This is a genomic window from Kitasatospora indigofera (assembly GCF_014655955.1).
In the GTDB taxonomy this organism is placed as follows: Bacteria; Actinomycetota; Actinomycetes; order Streptomycetales; family Streptomycetaceae; genus Kitasatospora; species Kitasatospora indigofera.
Window position 1 is genome coordinate 1 of record NZ_BNBO01000146.1, and the last position, 1,280, is coordinate 1,280.

Annotated in this window: 1 protein-coding gene; it reads left to right on the forward strand. The window is 70.8% G+C overall.

Features of this window, described 5'->3' with window-relative positions; translation table 11 throughout:
• Positions 1 to 178: 178 nt before the first annotated feature.
• Positions 179 to 916, forward strand: a complete 738-nt coding sequence (locus tag IE329_RS39860; protein WP_190215963.1) for a VOC family protein — start codon at positions 179 to 181, stop codon at positions 914 to 916.
• Positions 917 to 1,280: the final 364 nt, after the last annotated feature.

Sequence of the window (1,280 nt, forward strand, 5' to 3'; positions counted from 1 at the left end):
GGCGCCCGCGAGAAAGGGGCAGCCGCCGTCCAGCGAGTTCGGCCGGTACGGGGCGCGCGCCGGTGTGGACCGCGTCCTGGTGGAAGCCGTCGCGGAGCATGTCGTTGACCGGGGCGTGGGTGCGGTTGACCGGGAAATTCCGGTGGCCCGGGGCTCGGCAGCTTCTAGGATCTGCCGCATGGCGACAAGACTCGTGCAGATCAACATGAAGGCCCAGGACGACTCCGCGCTCGGCAGGTTCTGGGCGGAGGCACTCGGGTGGGGTGTCGACAGCGAGGGGCCCGGCGTGACGAACCTGGAACCCGTGGGCTTCGACTACCCCGACCCCGCGGCCGTCTGCATCGACATCATCACCCGCCCCGAACCCAAGACGGTGAAGAACCGGGTGCACCTCGACCTGGCCACCACCTCGGCCGCCCACCAGGCGGAGCTGGTCGCGCGCCTGAAGGACCTCGGCGCGACGCTCGCCGACGTGGGCCAGGGCGATGTCCCCTGGACGGTCATGGCAGACCCGGAGGGCAACGAGTTCTGCGTCCTGGAACCGCGCCCCGTCTACCGGGACACCGGGCCGATCGCCGCGGTGGTGGTCGACTGCGCCGACCCGCGCGCGATGGCCCGGTTCTGGGGCGAGGCGACGGACTGGACGGTGCACGAGGCCGCCGACGACCACGCCTCCCTGCGCTCCGCCCAAGGTGTCGGCCCCTACCTGGAGTTCGTGCGCACCCCCGACACCAAGAGCGGGTGGAACCGCGTCCACCTCGACATCGCTCCCTACCTCGGTCACGACCTGGCGGCGGAGGAAGCCCGACTGCGCACCCTGGGCGCCACCGACCCGGGGATCGACCAGTCCGCAATCTCCTGGAGGATCCTGGTCGACCCGGAGGGCAACGAGTTCTGCCTCCTCGCCCCTCGCTGACCGTCGCGGCGGGCGATGTCGATGGCGAGGTGGAGAGGGCGTGCAGCCGGTCGACGCCGACGTGTTCCGTGATTCGGGCGGCCACGGCAGGAGCACGGCGTGCTCAACAAGGCTCTACATCGTATGCCTACAGCAGAGTCCGGGAGTAGGATGGCTACTACACCGTAGGTCTACGAACTTCGCGTTCGCACCCGGTGACCCCGAGCAACAGGAAGGACCGCCATGGTTCAGCCCCCGGCCGACCGGGCCGCGGTTCAGCCCGCGGCCGACCGGGCCGTCCAGGACCCCGGGCAGCACGCCGACGGGAAGCTGAGCCGCGCACGGATGCTCGCCTGCGCCCTGGAGATCATCGACCGCGAGGGCG